At 71.4% G+C, this 14,534-nt stretch carries 13 protein-coding genes and 1 riboswitch; of the genes, 3 read left to right on the top strand and 10 right to left on the bottom strand.

Annotated elements, in window-relative coordinates; translation table 11 throughout:
- The first annotated feature begins 39 nt into the window (after nucleotides 1-39).
- The gene (locus P8A18_RS07805) at nucleotides 40-1,308 is read left to right on the top strand and encodes a glycosyltransferase 87 family protein (RefSeq protein ID WP_306052995.1); all 1,269 of its coding nucleotides are present in this window, start codon (nucleotides 40-42) and stop codon (nucleotides 1,306-1,308) included.
- Here P8A18_RS07805 and P8A18_RS07810 read toward each other — a convergent pair.
- The 5 genes from P8A18_RS07810 to P8A18_RS07830 form a co-directional block, all read right to left on the bottom strand.
- Nucleotides 1,265-2,518 (bottom strand): hypothetical protein, encoded by a 1,254-nt coding sequence (locus tag P8A18_RS07810; protein ID WP_306052997.1) that lies wholly within the window; start codon nucleotides 2,516-2,518, stop codon nucleotides 1,265-1,267. The two genes, P8A18_RS07805 and P8A18_RS07810, sit on opposite strands and share 44 nt — an antisense overlap.
- Before the next feature lie 29 nt (nucleotides 2,519-2,547).
- A complete protein-coding gene (locus P8A18_RS07815) occupies nucleotides 2,548-3,579 on the bottom strand; it encodes a C40 family peptidase (protein WP_306052999.1) in 1,032 nt (343 codons plus the stop codon).
- Between the two features lie 236 nt (nucleotides 3,580-3,815).
- Nucleotides 3,816-4,841, bottom strand: coding sequence for a C40 family peptidase (locus tag P8A18_RS07820; RefSeq protein WP_306053001.1), 1,026 nt, complete (start codon nucleotides 4,839-4,841; stop codon nucleotides 3,816-3,818).
- A gap of 286 nt (nucleotides 4,842-5,127) precedes the next feature.
- A complete protein-coding gene (locus P8A18_RS07825; protein WP_306060746.1) occupies nucleotides 5,128-6,489 on the bottom strand; it encodes an NYN domain-containing protein in 1,362 nt (453 codons plus the stop codon).
- Between the two features lie 34 nt (nucleotides 6,490-6,523).
- Nucleotides 6,524-6,766 (bottom strand): hypothetical protein, encoded by a 243-nt coding sequence (locus P8A18_RS07830; RefSeq protein WP_018555472.1) that lies wholly within the window; start codon nucleotides 6,764-6,766, stop codon nucleotides 6,524-6,526.
- A gap of 160 nt (nucleotides 6,767-6,926) precedes the next feature.
- Here P8A18_RS07830 and P8A18_RS07835 point away from each other — a divergent pair, with 160 nt between their 5' ends.
- Both P8A18_RS07835 and P8A18_RS07840 read left to right on the top strand, forming a co-directional pair.
- A complete protein-coding gene (locus P8A18_RS07835) occupies nucleotides 6,927-7,664 on the top strand; it encodes a rhomboid family intramembrane serine protease (protein WP_306053004.1) in 738 nt (245 codons plus the stop codon).
- The gene (locus tag P8A18_RS07840; RefSeq protein ID WP_018555470.1) at nucleotides 7,661-7,942 is read left to right on the top strand and encodes an Lrp/AsnC family transcriptional regulator; all 282 of its coding nucleotides are present in this window, start codon (nucleotides 7,661-7,663) and stop codon (nucleotides 7,940-7,942) included. Before P8A18_RS07835 ends, P8A18_RS07840 begins: the two co-directional genes overlap by 4 nt.
- A gap of 73 nt (nucleotides 7,943-8,015) precedes the next feature.
- Here P8A18_RS07840 and P8A18_RS07845 read toward each other — a convergent pair whose 3' ends face one another.
- From P8A18_RS07845 to qcrC, 5 genes are all read right to left on the bottom strand, one after another.
- Complete coding sequence (locus P8A18_RS07845) at nucleotides 8,016-9,431, bottom strand: aminotransferase class V-fold PLP-dependent enzyme (protein ID WP_306053007.1); 1,416 nt, start codon at nucleotides 9,429-9,431, stop codon at nucleotides 8,016-8,018.
- Nucleotides 9,432-9,606: 175 nt separating this feature from the next.
- Nucleotides 9,607-9,724: riboswitch (SAM riboswitch) on the bottom strand.
- 82 nt (nucleotides 9,725-9,806) lie between these two features.
- Nucleotides 9,807-10,871, bottom strand: a complete 1,065-nt coding sequence (trpD, locus tag P8A18_RS07850; protein WP_306053009.1) for an anthranilate phosphoribosyltransferase — start codon at nucleotides 10,869-10,871, stop codon at nucleotides 9,807-9,809.
- Nucleotides 10,872-10,997: 126 nt separating this feature from the next.
- A complete protein-coding gene (qcrB, locus tag P8A18_RS07855) occupies nucleotides 10,998-12,647 on the bottom strand; it encodes a cytochrome bc1 complex cytochrome b subunit (protein ID WP_306053011.1) in 1,650 nt (549 codons plus the stop codon).
- A complete protein-coding gene (qcrA, locus tag P8A18_RS07860) occupies nucleotides 12,644-13,696 on the bottom strand; it encodes a cytochrome bc1 complex Rieske iron-sulfur subunit (protein ID WP_306053013.1) in 1,053 nt (350 codons plus the stop codon). The genes qcrB and qcrA overlap by 4 nt, the downstream gene beginning before the upstream one ends.
- On the bottom strand, nucleotides 13,693-14,502 hold the full coding sequence (gene qcrC / locus P8A18_RS07865; protein WP_026250336.1) for a cytochrome bc1 complex diheme cytochrome c subunit: 810 nt from the start codon (nucleotides 14,500-14,502) through the stop codon (nucleotides 13,693-13,695). Before qcrC ends, qcrA begins: the two co-directional genes overlap by 4 nt.
- Nucleotides 14,503-14,534 lie beyond the last annotated feature (32 nt).

Consider the following 14,534-nt stretch of genomic DNA (forward strand, 5'->3'; position numbering starts at 1 on the left):
TGGCTCCTCGTACGGCGAACAGGACGGGTGAGACAGGTCATGACGGGTTCCAGCGGCACACGTCCGGCGGCGTTCGCGGTGTGGGCGCTGAGCAGGGCACTGCTGCTGCTCTGGGTGAGCAAGGTGATCGTCCCGCCGGGGCTCGACGTGACGAGTGACGTGTCGGTGATCTACCACGGCTGGTACGACGTGCTGCGCTCGGGCACCTATCCGCAGTCCGACGTCACCTGGCAGTACCCGCCGGTGGCGGCCCTGGCGATCCTCTCCCCCGCCCTGCTGCCGTTCCTGGACTACGCCACGGCCTTCTACGTCCTGGCGTTCCTGTGCGACGCGCTGGTCATGGGCCTGCTCCTGCGCGCGAGCAGCGGCGCGGGCCGGCGGCAGGCCGGGGTGTGGGTGTGGGTGGCGGGGGTGCCGCTGCTCGGCACGACGGCGTACGCCCGGTACGACGTGATGGTGACGGCGGTGGCGGTGGCGGCGCTGCTGGCCGGGCTGCGCCGTCCCCGGGTGCTGGGGGCGCTGGCGGCGTTCGGGGCGCTGCTGAAGGTGTGGCCCGCGCTGCTGCTCGCGGGGACGGCCCGGGGGCGGCAGACCCGGCTGGCGTGGGCGACGGCGGCCGGGGTGGCGGCCGGGCTGCTGGTGCTGTGCGCGGCGGCGGCTCCGGGGTCGCTGGCGTTCCTGGGCTTCCAGCGCGACCGGGGCACCGAGGTGGAGTCGCTGGGGGCGCTGTACTTCCATGTGGCCCGGCAGTTCGGCTGGGAGGGCCGGGTGGAGCTGCACTACGGCTCGCTGGAGTTCCTGGGCCCGCACGTGGGTCTGGTGAGCACGCTGGCGCTGGGGCTGAGCCTGGCCGCGTTCGGCTGGCTGCTGGTGTGGCGGCTGCGGGCGCGCGCGTTCGGGCCGAGTACGCCGGCGGACGCGGCGTTCACCGCGGTGCTGCTGTTCACGACGACGAGCCGGGTGATCAGCCCGCAGTACATGCTGTGGCTGGTCGGGCTCGCCGCGGTGTGCCTGGTGCTGCGCGAGAGCCGGATGGGGTGGCCCGCCGTTCTGGTGGTGGTGGCCACGGGCGTCACGCAGCTGGAGTTCCCGATCGGCTTCGTCCATGTGGTGACGAGCGACGCGACGGGCGTGACCCTGATGTTCCTGCGCAACGGGCTGCTGGTCGCCGCGTCCGTGCTCGCTGCCGTACGGCTGTGGCGGGACACCGTACGGGCCCCGGAGGCGGAGCCCGGTGCGCGGGAGGCGGGAGCCGCCCCCGCGCTCAGCCGAGGCGGTCCCGCAGATACACCCGCCAGCGTGCGGTGAAGTCCTGCGGGGTGGTGCCCAGCACCTCGTGCAGGGCCTCCTCCACCGCGCCGTCCCGCCCCCGGTGGGCGCCGACGGCCCGGTAGAACGCGAACAGCTTCGCCTCGCCCCAGTGGCCGGCGATCAGCTCGCAGGCCAGCCAGCCACCCTCGTACGCCTTCGCCAGCCGGCCCGCTTCACCGGCGAAGGCGAAGTCCTCGTCCTCGGGCAGTGCGGCGGGCCCGTCGCCGGCCCGGACGGCGTCGGCCAGCTCGGGGGCGATCTCCTCGGCGGTGCGCTCCTGGTCGCGGTAGGCCGCCCAGTCCGCGAAGCCCTCGGAGAGCCAGGTCGGGGTGGCGGCCGAGGTCCGCTTCCGGGTGGCCACATGGGTGGTCTCGTGGGTGAGGACGACGCGCTGCCCGAAGTCGCCGAGCTGGGCGTACGCCTCCGGGTTGACGATGACCCGGTCGGCGGGCGCCTTCCCCGAGCCGCCGGTCTCGCCGGTGGTGACGGCCGCTATGCCCCGGTAGTTCGCGGCGGGCGACCCGAGCAGCTCACCCATCTCCGTCACGCTGTCCGGCACCAGCACCACCACGCGCCCGGCCCACCGCTCCGGCCAGGCGGCGGAGACGGCCGGTACCGCCTCGTCCGCGGTGGCGGCGATCTTGTCCAGCTCGTCCCGCGAGCGGCCGACGCCGAGCACCAGGCTGTGCGCCCCGCGCACCACCTCGATGTCGCCCTGCTCCCACAGCTGCCGGACGCCGCCGTCCGCGGCCCGGTCCGCGGTGACGTACCAGCGGCCGTCCCCGGGGTCGCGGGCCAGCTCCACGATCCGGTCGACGGAGACGGGGGCGCCGTCGTAGCCCTTGATCCGGTAGCCGAGCCGGACGTCGGCGGTGGCCCGGTCGCTCCCGTGCGCGGACAGGTCGGTCAGCTCGTACGACCAGGAGCCGAGCGGTACGTCCGCGAGCCGGGCGATCTCGCGCCGCTGGGCGCTGCGCAGGGCGGTCGCGTCCGGGGCGACGACGGCGGCGTAGCCGGCCGCGTCGTGGTGCAGCACGGCGGCGGCGCGCCGGTCCAGGGTGGCGCGGATGTCGCGGGCGGTGGTGTCCGGCGCCTCGTCGGCCGGGGCCGAGCAGCCGGCCGCGCACAGCAGCGCGGCGAGCACGGCACCCGCAGCCCGCCGCCGTCCGCCACGCGCCCGCTCCGCGGTGCGCACCTGATCCGCCACATGACGAGCGTAAGGGCTGTCCCGTGCGGTCAGACGCGGGTGACCGAGGAGACGGGCATCATGCCGACGGGGTCGTAGCGGACCGGGGCGCCGGGGTACGGGGCGTGGATGACCTGGCCGTTCCCGACGTACATGCCGATGTGGCTTGCGTCCGCGCGGTAGGCGACGAGGTCGCCGGGGCGGGCCTCGGAGAGCGGCACCATGCGGCCGGCGTACCGCTGGGCCTGGGAGGTGCGCGGCAGGCTGACCCCGGCCTGGGCGTAGGCCCACTGCATCAGCCCGGAGCAGTCGAAGCCGGAGGGGCCGTTCGCGCCCCAGACGTACGGCCGGCCGAGCGCCCGGTGGACGGCGAGGACGGCGGCCGCCGCCCGTGAGGAGCCCGCGGGCAGACCGGTGACGGGCCCCGCGGTCATGTCCCGGCTGTCGCGCGAGGCCCGTTCGAAGGCGGCCCGCTCGGGGCCGGGCAGCGACTTCAGCACCTGCCGGGCCTGGAGCAGCTTGCGTGCGACGGTCCGCTTGTGGCGGCTGACGGCTTCCCGGCCGCGCTCCAGTCCGGCGAGCGAGCGGGTGGCCTCGGCGCGGGTCTGGGCGAGTGCCCGCTGGGCCCTGCTCAGCTCGGCCAGGGCGGCGGCGCGCCGGATGTCGGCCCGGCCGACGGCGGCGGCCCGGTCGAGGTAGCTGTCGGGGTCGGAGGTGAGCAGCAGGGCGAGCGAGGGGTCGATGCCGCCGGAACGGTACTGCGCCCTGGCCGCCGAGCCGAGTTCGTCCCGCATGCGGTTGATGCGCTCCTGGCCCCGGGCGGCGCGGTCCTGGGCCCGGCTCACCTCGCCGCGCAGCCGCGCCACGTCCTCGCCGGCCTTGTTGTACTGCTCGGTGGCGCGCTCGGCCTCCGTGTAGAGGCGGTCGACGCGGGCCCCGGCGGTCTGCGGGGTGTCCTGCGGCTCGGCGTTCGCGGTGGCCGCGCCGAGTGTCGCGGCGGCGGTCGCCGCGGCGGCCGTCAGGACGGTGACCCGGGCACCGAGACCGGCACCGGGCTGTGTGGAACGGCGATGGGACCCCACAGGACGCCGCGCTCCCTTCCGCTTGTACGCAGACGCGCGCGGCCCCTGCCGCCCGGACGGGCGGACCGACACACGGGAGCCGCACAGCAGGCAGACAGTAACCGTGTGATCACGGAGCGGACAAAGACACGCCGGTGCGGCGGGGAGCACACACAGTGACGCCCCGCCGGTGACCTGTGGTCTCCGGCGGGGCGGCCGTCAGTACGGGGCGCGGGAATTCGCCCGTTCGGGCGTGGTCAGATGCGCACCGCGCCGTAGATGCTGCCGATGGTGCTCATCGACTCGTAGCGGACGTACGCGCCGGGGTACGGGGCGTGCAGGACCTGTCCGTTGCCCGCGTAGAGGCCCACGTGCTCGTTGCCGTTGAAGAAGACCAGGTCGCCGGGCTTCAGCTGGCTGACCCCGATCCTGGTTCCCTGGTTGATCTGGGTGTAGGTGGTGCGGGTGATGTTGGCGCCGGCCTGCGCGTAGGCCCACATCGTCAGGCCCGAGCAGTCGAAGGAGTTGGGGCCGGTGGCCGTGGAGACGTACGGCATGCCCAGCCGGGTGGCGGCGGCGTTGAGGGCGGCGGCGCCGAGACCGGAGGCGGGGGCCTCGTTGCCGAGCTCGACGCGGGTGCCGGCGTCACGGCTGGCGCGGGCCTCGTCCTCGCGGATCTTCTCGCGCTCGGCAGCGGTGAGGCTGTTGAGCAGCTGACGCGCTTCGGCGAGCTTCGCCTGCTGCTTCTTCTTCTTCTCGCCGAGCGTCTTGCGGACGTCCGAGAGGTCGCTGAGCTTGTCCTGGGCCTCCTTGCGCTGCTGCGCGAGGGCCCGCTGCTTCTCCTGGACCTTGGACAGCGCCTCGGTCTGCTTGGCCGTCAGCTGGTCGAGCGCGGAGGCCTGGTCGAGGAAGCTGTCCGGGTCGGAGGAGAGGAAGAGCTGCACGGAGGGGTCGATGCCTCCGGAGCGGTACTGCGCGGCGGCGAGGGAGCCGAGGCCGGAGCGGAGCGAGTTGAGCTCCTGCTGCCCGCGGGCCACCTTGTCCTGGAGCGCGCTGATCTGCTTCTCGAGCTTCTCCTGCTTCTCCTTGGCCCCGTTGTACTGCTCGGTGGCCGCCCCGGCCTCGTGGTAGAGCCTGTCGACCTTCGCCTTGACCTCGCTCTTGGTCGGCTTGGGGTCGGCGTGGGCGGCCTGGGCGGACAGGGCCACGGCCGCTGCCGCGGTCGCGGTGAGCACGGTCACACGAGTGCGGCTCGGCTGCTTGGGACGACGGTGGGACGCCACGAAGGCGAGCTCCTTCTTCCTGAGCCGCCTACCGGGCCAAATGGGGGGAGGTGAATCCCCGGCTCCGTGCACGTCACGGACTCGGCGGTTCCTTCGCCGTCACCCCGGATGGGTGATCGACCGTGCGAAGGTTCGAGGCCTGACCCTAGTGACCATCTTGTGATCAGTTCAAATCCTCACAGGCAAAATCTCGTCACACCCGGCACTTCTTTACCCACACCCCACCGGGTGTAGCGGTGACTTGACGGTCCGTTCCTTAACCTCCGGCAAGTCACCGCAAGGTGCGCTAAACCCGCGAAAGCCGCTTCAGGAGCAAGGCGGACGCAACGGGCCTGGCCCCCGCCTTCGCCACTCCGTCGGCCACCTCGCGGTCGGTGGAGACGACGACCACCGGCCGCCCGGACGGTTCCGCGCGCGCCAGTTGACGGATGAGCTCGTCGGCGGTGACACCCGGCTTGCTGAACAGCACCCGCACCCCGCGCGGCGGCGCGAGCAGCACCGGAGCGGCCAGTTCGGCCCCGTCGAACACACAGGTCATCTCGGCGCCCGTGCGCGCCGCCAGCACCGAAAGGCCGCCGAGCAGCCGCAGCCGCTGCTTCTCCAGCGGCATCTGCGGATAGCCGGTCTTGGTGACGTTGTAGCCGTCCACGATCATATGGGCCTGCGGCAGCGCGAGGAGCTGGTCGAGCAGCGCCGGATCGGTCTCCGAAAGTGCCCTGGCCGCGATGTCCTTGGGCGACATCCGGCCCGGCTCGACCGCGTCCACACTGTCCGCCGGCCGCATCGACGAGGGCGGCAGCGCCAGTTCGCGCCGCAGCCCGCCGGCCGCTTCGAGCACCGTGTCCAGCAGCAGCCGCAGCCGCATGTCCTCGACCGAGCGCCCCTCGCGGGCGGCCCGGCGGCTCGCCTCGACGGACGCCTCGGCCTCCCCGAGCCTCGCCCGCAGCCGCCGGGTCTCGCTCTCGGCCGCGGAGACCTGGGCGGCCGCCTCGGCGCGTACGGCATCGGTCTCGGCCCTGCCCCGGCGCAGCGCGGCCTCGCCGCGCTTGACCTCGCTGAGCGCGCTGCGCAGCTTGCGCTGGAGGGAGTCGGCCTCCCTGCGGGCCGCCTCCAGCTCGGCGCGGAGCCGTTCCGTCTCGCTCCTGGTCTGGGCCCTGGCCAGGGCGAGTTCCTCACGCAGCCGTTCCAGCTCGCGCCTGGTCTCCTCGTCGGCCCGCTCGGCGTCGGCCCGCTGGACCTCCTCGCCCGCCGCGGCGACCAGCTTCACCCAGCCGTCGGGCCGCAGCACATAGGCGGCCGCCGCCACGTCCACCGGGTCGGCGGCGGCGGGCGGCGCCCCGGCCTCCAGGGCGCCCGTCAGCTCCGGCTGGGACTCCCGGAGCCGGTCGCCGATACGGCGTCGGAACACGGCGTCGCCCGCGACCGCGGCCGCCATCGCGTTCCCGGCGAACTTGGCGCGCCGGGACGGCGTGAAGCGGGCGTACTGTCTCAGCTGAGTGGGCAGTTCGGTCACGGTGAGACCGCCGAACGCGTCCGAGACCAGCGCGACGACCCGGCGCCGTACCCCTTCGGGCAGCGGGCGGTCGAGCGCCTCCACGGCGTCGTCGGCCCCTTCGGCCGACGCGGCGCCGCCCGCGGGCTGCTCCACCATCCGTCACCTCATGTGTCTCCGCACGGCCCCGTCAGGAGTCGGCACCCGGCCTGTCAACCAGCTCGATCTGGTCCACTGCGTTGCACCAACGACAGCGCACCGACTCGATGGTCTCACTGACCACCTCGCGTTCCTCGACGCTCGACTCCCCGGCCAGGTCGAGATGGACGTACTCGACGACCTTGGACGAGCGCGTCACGTCGAAGCGCGTGAGGTTTCCGCAGAGCGTGCAGCGCCAGCGGGTCGCGTCGGTCGGCTGGGGAACGGTCGTCATCGGTGCGTCCTCTTTCGTCGAGCCGTGAGCTGCCGGACAAGGGTCTCGCGGTGCGCCGTCGAACTGCGGATGTCCACCTGTCACCCTACGGCCTCGGCGCTTCCCTCCGGCACGGCGAGGCGCTCTGTCCGGTTCGCTCCGCTTGCGTCATGCTCTGTTCATGATCGATCGGCGGAGTGCGGCCGGCAGGCTCCTGCGCGCGGCCACTTCGGGCGGGCCGCCGGTGACGTACGCCCTCATCGCCCTGTGCTGCGCGGTGTTCGTCATCAGCCCGCTCTCCGGTTTCGTCCCGGTGAGCGGGGGCGCGGACGCCCTGCTCGCCGCCCAGGCGGGGTACTTCGAACGGTGGGGCGTCATCCCGAGCGAACTGTGGGACGGCTCGGCACACGCCGTGCTGGCCCCGTTCACCGCGCTCTTCGTCCACGGCAGCTGGCTGCACCTGCTCGGCAACATGCTGTTCCTGTACGTGTTCGGCGCGATGGCCGAGGAGCGCATGGGCCACACGGAGTTCGCCCTCTTTTACCTCGGCTGCGGCTATCTCGCCCTGCTCGCCTACGCGGCGGCGCACGCCACGTCCGACCAGACGCTCGTCGGCGCGTCGGGGGCGATCTCGGCGGTGCTGGGGGCGTTCCTCTACCTCTTCCCCCGCGCCCGGGTCACCAGCCTCTTCCCGTTCCTGCTCTTCCTGCCGCTGCGCTTCCCCGCCTGGATGGTGCTGATCTTCTGGTTCGTCCTCCAGTGGCTGGCCGCCGAGGGCGCGGGGAGCGGCCCGGGGGTGGCCTACCTGGCCCATGTGGTCGGCTTCGCCACCGGGTTCCTCTACGCCTGGGGGCGGTACGGACGTGGGGCTAGAGTGAAGTCTCCAGCCACGGCCACCGAGGGAGAAAGCCAGCCGTGATCACCGCGATCGTGCTCATCAAAACCAGCGTGGACCGGATTCCCGAGATCGCCGAGGCCATCGCCGCGCTGGACAGCGTCAGCGAGGTCTTCTCGGTCACCGGTACCTACGACCTGATCGCCATGGTCCGGGTGTCCAAGCACGACGATCTCGCCGAGGTCATCCCCGGCCGGATCAGCAAGATCCCCGGGGTCGAGGGAACCGACACCCACGTCGCCTTCCGTACGTACTCGCAGCACGACCTGGAGGCGGCCTTCTCCATCGGCCTGGACGCGTAGGGACGTACGCGCACACGCGGCCGCGGCCGGGTACGGGGCTCCGTACCCGGCCGCGGTCGCACGCGGACCCGTGTCAGACCTGGGCCGCGCCCCGGTCCGGGACGCAACGGCCGTCCTCGGTGCGGTACTTCCAGCGGGCCCCGTCGCTCACCAGTTCCCGGACCGCCCGCAGGAACCGCTCGATGTGCTCGTCCGGCGTACCGGCGCCGAAGCTGACCCGGATGGCGTTGAGCGACCTCTCGCCCGGCTCGGCCTCCGGCGCCCCGCACTCGCCGGCCTCACCCGGGTCGCTGCCGAGCAGGGTGCGCACGAGCGGGTGGGCGCAGAAGAGGCCGTCGCGCACCCCGATGCCGTACTCGGCGGACAGGGCGGCGGCGAAGTGGGAGCTGTTCCAGCCCTCCACCACGAACGAGATCACGCCGACCCGCGGGGCGTCGTCGCCGAACAGCGAGAGCACCTTGACCTCGGGGACCTCGGCGAGCCCGGCCAGCACCTCGCCGACGAGGTGCTGCTCACGGGCGACCAGCCGGTCGAAGCCGGCCTCGGTGAGCGCCTTGCAGGCGGAGGCGATGGAGTAGACGCCGATGACGTTGGGCGAACCGGCCTCGTGGCGGGCGGCGGTGGTGTGCCACTCGACGTCGACCCCGCCGTCCGCGCGCCGGGCGACCTTGCGGGAGGCGCCGCCGCCGGCGAGGTACGGCTCGGCGCCGCACAGCCAGTCGGAGCGGCCGGCCAGGACACCCGAGCCGAACGGCGCGTACAGCTTGTGCCCGGAGAAGGCGACCCAGTCCACGTCCAGTTCGGCGATGTCGAGGGGGTGGTGCGGGGCCAGCTGGGCGGCGTCCAGGACGATCCTCGCGCCGTGGGCGTGCGCGGCGGCGGCCAGTTCCCTGACCGGCCACAGCTCACCGGTGACGTTGGACGCGCCGGTCACGCAGACCAGCGCGGGACCAATGGGGCCTCCCCTGCTCGAACGAAGCTGAGAGCTCGGGGAAGGCTCACGGTCGGCGAGGGCGCGCTCCAGGGTGGCGACGGCCTGGGCGGGGGTGCGCGGGGCGTTCAGGTAGGTCACCCGGGCATCGCGCCAGGGCAGCAGCGAGGCGTGGTGCTCGGTCTCGAAGACGAAGACCTGGCAGTCGGCGGGCAGCGCGGCGGCCAGCAGGTTCAGCGAATCGGTGGTCGACCGGGTGAAGACCACCTGGTCCCCGGGGCGGCAGCCCAGGAACTCGGCCACCGTGGCGCGGCTGCCCTCGAAGAGATCCGTGGACAGCTGCGAGAGGTAACCGGCCCCGCGGTGGACGCTGCCGTAGTACGGGGCGTACGCGGCCACGTCGTCCCACACCCGCTTCAGCGCCGGGGCGCTCGCGGCGTAGTCCAGCGCGGCGTACCCGACCTCTCCCCCGGTGACCAACGGGACGAGGACATCCTCACCCAGAACCGGCAGAGGCGCACAAAGGGACTGGTCGGCGGCAGCGGCGAAGACAGACATGACGAACTCCCGTTACAGGCAGGCGAATTCCGCGTGCCTGCGGGTACGCGGCAGCACGGAGTGGAGAGAAGAGGGGTACGCGGAACAGGGCCGAGGGCCCTAACGCATTCGCTTGCTCACAAGAGGCTCCCTGAGGACCAAGGACCCCACGGGCGGACGTCACGCGACGTCAAGGGGTCCGCGCTTGCCGCAGACCTCGCTGCCTACGGCCTGGTCTTCACCCGGGGCACCCCGCCACGGACGGAGGGTTGCCGGACAGCGGGCCGGGGCCGTAGTCGCTGTCACTCATGACCTGCGCAGCATCCTGCCATATGTACGGGAACGCGCAAGGCGCGGTCCAGAATCCGGACCGCGCCCTGCCGCACACCCATGGGCTCACGCGTTGCTGGCGACGACCCATCTCTCCAGCGCCCGCCCGGCCGCCCCCGAGTCGATGGACTCGGCGGCCTTCGCCATTCCGGCGCGGATCTGCTCGGTGAGCGTGCCCTCGCCCGGGTCCAGCGCGACCAGCGCGGCCGCCGAGTTGAGCAGGACGGCGTCCCGCACCGGGCCCGTCCCACCGGCCAGCAGCCGGCGGGCCACATCGGCGTTGTACGAGGCGTCGGCGCCGCGCAGCGCCTCCACCGGGACCAGTTCCAGGCCGACGTCGCGCGGGTCGAAGGACTCCTCGCGCACCGCGCCGTCCCGGGCCACCCACACCCGCGAGGTCGCGGTGGTGGTCAGCTCGTCCAGCCCGTCGTCCCCCCGGAAGACCAGGGCCGAGTTGCCGCGTTCGGCGAGGACACCGGCGACGATGGGGGCCATCCGCAGATCGGCGACCCCGATGGCCTGCGAGCGCACCCTGGCCGGATTGGTCAGCGGCCCGAGGATGTTGAAGGTGGTCGGCGCGCCCAGCTCCGCCCGCGCCTTGGCCGCGTGGCGCAGGGCCGGGTGGAACTTCACCGCGAAGCAGAAGGTGATGCCGGCCTCCTCGGCCACCTCCACCACCCGCCGCGGGGACAGCTCCAGGTTGACGCCGAGCTTCCCGAGGACGTCGGAGGAACCGCTGGCCGACGACGAGGCGCGGCTGCCGTGCTTGACGACCTTGGCACCGGTCCCGGCCACGACGATCGCGGACATCGTGGAGATGTTGACGGTCTTGGCCATGTCGCCGCCGGTGCCGACGATGTCGACGGTCCGGCCGGGCACCTCGATGGTCGTGGCGTGCTGGTACATCGCGCGGACCAGGCCGGAGACCTCCGTGACCGTCTCGCCCTTGGCGCGCAGGGCCACCGCGAAACCGGCGATCTGCACGTCGGTCGCCTCGCCGCTCATGATGCGGTCCATCGCCCACGCGGTGGCGTCGGCGCTCAGGTCCTCGCCGCGCAGCAGGGGGGTCAGCACGCCGGGCCAGGAAGGGGCCGCCACGCTGTCGCCGCCGTCCGGGGTCACAACGTTCATGGTCCGCTCCTGGGGGGTCCACAGCCGATAAAGGGGGTCGGGAACACCCTATCGAGCCCCACGGACGGCAAAGAGCCCCGTCCAGCGAATGGACGGGGCTCTCGCCGTGGCGATCAGAACGGGTGATCAGTGGTGGCCGTGGCCGCTGGTGATCTCCTTGTACTCCTCGGCGGTGGGCTTGGCGATCTGGTTGTCCTCGCCGTACAGGCTCTTGCTGAGCCTGGCCCGGACCTTCTGGAGCCTGGACACCTTGCGCTCCACGCCGTTCTCGTCGACCGTCGGGCCGATTTCGAGCGGCTTGTACTGCTCGTGCGCCGTGAGCTTGTGCAGGTGCTCGGGCGAGAGCGGCTCGTGGACCTCGACGAACTCACCGTGCGGCAGGCGCTTGATGAGCCCGGACTCGCGCCCGTGCAGCACCTTCTCCTTGTCGCGGCGCTGGAGGCCGAGGCAGATCCGCCGGGTGACGATGAACGCCAGGACGGGTCCGGCGAAGAACGCGACGCGCACGAACCAGCTGATCGCGTTGAGCGACAGGTCGAAGTGCGTCGCCCAGATGTCGTTGCCGCCACCGATCAGCATGACGAAGTAGATCGTCACCCAGGCGACACCGAGCGCCGTCCGGGTCGGGGCGTTGCGCGGCTTGTCCAGGATGTGGTGCTCGCGCTTGTCCCCGGTGATCCAGGACTCGATGAACGGCCAGAGGGCCAGGAGACCGAGGATCAGACCGAACAGGACCAGCGGGATGAGCACGCCCAGGACCAGCGTGTGGCCCCAGAGGTTGATCTCCCAGCCCGGCATCACACGGACGAAGCCCTCGGCGAAGCCCATGTACCAGTCCGGCTGGGCGCCCGTGGACACCTGGTCGGGACGGTACGGGCCGATTCCCCAGATCGGGTTGATCGTGGCGATGGCCGCGATGACCGAGATGAAGCCGAAGACCAGGAAGAAGAACCCGCCGGCCTTCGCCATGTACACCGGCAGCAACGGCATGCCGACGACGTTCTTGTTGGTGCGTCCGGGACCCGCGAACTGCGTGTGCTTGTGGTAGAAGACCAGGATCAGGTGGCCGACCACGAGCCCGAGCATGATGCCCGGCAGCAGCAGGATGTGGATCGAGTAGAACCTCGCGATGATGTCGCCGCCGGGGAACTCCCCGCCGAACAGGAACATCGAGATGTACGTACCGACGACGGGCATCGACAGGATCGCGCCCTGGGTGAAGCGCACACCCGTACCGGAGAGCAGGTCGTCCGGCAGCGAGTAACCGGTGAAACCGGTGAACATGCCGAGGACGAACAGCAGGAAGCCGAACAGCCAGTTGATCTCGCGCGGCTTGCGGTACGCGCCGGTGAAGAACACCCGGAACATGTGCACGAACATGCCGGCCAGGAAGATGACCGCGGCCCAGTGGTGGATCTGCCGGACCAGCAGACCACCGCGGACGTCGAAGCTGATGTTCAGCGTCGAGGCGTACGCCTCGGACATCCGGATGCCCTGCATGGGCTCGTACGGGCCGTGGTAGACGACCTCGTTCATGCTCGGGTGGAAGAACAGCGTCAGGTACACACCCGTGAGGATGATGATGATGAAGCTGTAGAGGCAGATCTCACCGAGCATGAAGGACCAGTGGTCCGGGAAGATCTTGCGCATGTTGGCCTTGGCGAGGGAGTAGATCCCCAGCCGGCCGTCCGCCCAGTCGGCCACCCGCTCACCGGCGGGCGCCTTCCGATTGTCCGGCGCTGCCGCGCCGGGCGTGTTCGTGGTCGCAGTACTCATCCGCGCTCCCAGAATGCAGGACCGACGGGCTCTTCGAAGTCACCGAGCGCCTCGAGGTTGCCCTCGCTGTTCACGCCGATCCGCAGCTGCGGGAGGGCGTGACCGGCCGGACCGAAGATGACGCGGGCGCCGTCGGACAGGTCGAAGGTGGACTGGTGGCACGGGCAGAGCACGTGGTGCGTCTGCTGCTCGTACAGGCTGATCGGGCAGCCCACGTGGGTGCAGATCTTCGAGAAGGCCACGATGCCCTCGTGGGCCCACTCGCGCTCGCGCTTGTCCTTGATGTCGTCCGGCTCGATGCGGATGATCATCAGCGCGGCCTTGGCGATCTGCGTCTGGAAGTCGTGCGAGTCCTCCTCCAGGCCCTCGGGCATGGCGAAGGTCAGCGAACCGACGACGACGTCCTCGGGACGCAGCGGCTGCATGGTGTTCATGTTGACCAGCTGCTTGCCCTTGGCCCACAGGGTGTTGCGGAGCTTCTTCTCCGGCAGCGGACCCAGGTCGCGCAGCAGCACCACGCCGGAGAGCGGCACCAGGGCCAGCGCGCCGAACATCGTGTTGCGGATCAGCTTGCGCCGGCCGAGAGCGGACTCCCGGGCGCCGTCCGCGAAGTCGGCCATGACCTTGGCCTTGACCTCGGGCGCCGCCTCGATGGGGTGCCGGTCGTCGGCGACCTCGACGTCGGACATCAGCGTGCGCGCCCAGTGGACGGCACCCGCGCCGATCAGGAAGAGCGCCAGGCCCAGGGTCAGACCCAGGGAGAAGTTGAGCGCGCTCACATGACCGAACGGGAAGATGAAGACGATCTTGTCGACCGGGAAGATGACGTAGGAGGCGATGAAGCCCACCGTCGCCAGCATGGACAACAGGAACATGGTCGCGACGACGCGCTCGGAGCGATTCGCGGCCCGCTCGTCGATGTCCTGGATGCGCGGCTGGTGTGCCGGCAGTCCGGGGTCGGCGAAGGGGTCGTGCGACTTGTCCACCGCGTCGTGCGCGGCGCCCTGCTCTTCCGGCAGGTTCTCTTCTGGAATCTCTTGGCTACTCATGACTTCTTGGCCTTAGCGGTGTGGGCCGCGACCCAAATGGCAACTGCGATCAGACCGCCCAGCCCGAAGATCCAGCCGAACAGACCCTCGCTGACCGGACCCAGACCTCCGAGGCTGAGGCCGCCGGGGCTCGCGGACTCGGAGCTGTTCACGGTCTTGATGTAGGCGATGATGTCCCGCTTCTGCTGATTGGGCATCGTCGAGTCCGGGAAGGACGGCATGCTCTGCGGGCCGGTCTGCATGGCCTCGTAGATGTGCTTCGGGTCCACCCCGTTGAGGTCGGGCGCGTACTTGCCGTTCGTCAGCGCGCCGCCCTTGCCGGTGAAGTTGTGGCACTGGGCGCAGTTGGTACGGAACAGGTCGCCACCCTTGGCGACGTCCGCACCTTCCGGGCTGACCTGGCTCTTGGTCGGAACGACCGGGCCGGCGCCGAGCGACGCGACGTAGGCCGCGAGCTGGTCGATCTCGGCCTGGCTGTAGATGACCTTCTTCTTCGGTACCTGGGCGCCCGGCTGCTGCGCGGGCATACGGCCCGTACCGACCTGGAAGTCCACGGCGGCGGAGCCCACGCCGACAAGCTGGGGCCCGTCGGTGGTGCCCTGACCGCCGGTTCCGTGGCAGCTGGCGCAACCGACGGAGTACAGCTTCTTGCCCTCGTCGATGGCGAGGGACTGGGCGGTGTCGTCGGCCTGCGCCTTACTCGCGGGCGCAAACGCGGCGTACAGCCCCCCGGTGGCCGCCAGCGCGAGGAGTAGTACGACGACCGCCGCCAACGGATGGCGTCGTCGTGCGGAGAGCTTTTTCACGGATTACCCCGGTGTCAGGATCTTCTGCGTCG

The sequence above is a fragment of the Streptomyces sp. Mut1 genome, from assembly GCF_030719295.1.
GTDB lineage: Bacteria > Actinomycetota > Actinomycetes > Streptomycetales > Streptomycetaceae > Streptomyces > Streptomyces castrisilvae.